Here is a 388-nt window from a genome sequence, read left to right as displayed (position 1 = left end):
CTGGAGGCGAGCCTGCTGCATCCGCGCCAGAGCGCGCCGCGCCGCGAATACCTCACCGCGATGGACGAGCTGTCGGGCCTTGCCTTCAAGGCCTATCGCGGCCTCGTCTATGAGACCGAGGGGTTCGTCGATTACTTCTGGGCCTCGACCGTGATCAACGAGATCGCGACGCTCAACATCGGCAGCCGTCCGGCCTCGCGCAAGAAGACCCGCGCGATCGAGGACCTTCGCGCGATCCCGTGGGTGTTCTCGTGGGCACAGTGCCGCCTGATGCTGCCGGGCTGGTACGGCTTCGGCAGCGCGGTCGAGCAATGGATTGCGCAGCATCCGGACAAGGGCATGCCGTTCCTGAAAGAACTCTACAGGGAATGGCCGTTCTTCCGAATGC

At 64.7% G+C, this 388-nt stretch carries 1 protein-coding gene; it reads left to right on the top strand.

The annotated features are described in order from the left end of the window. A partial coding sequence (locus K3G63_RS22640; protein ID WP_220616423.1) for a phosphoenolpyruvate carboxylase occupies nt 1–388 on the top strand: 388 nt, incomplete at both ends.

It is taken from the genome of Hymenobacter sp. HSC-4F20, assembly GCF_019599275.1.
In the GTDB taxonomy this organism is placed as follows: Bacteria; Bacteroidota; Bacteroidia; order Cytophagales; family Hymenobacteraceae; genus Hymenobacter.
This window is presented reverse-complemented; position numbering and strand designations above follow the sequence as displayed.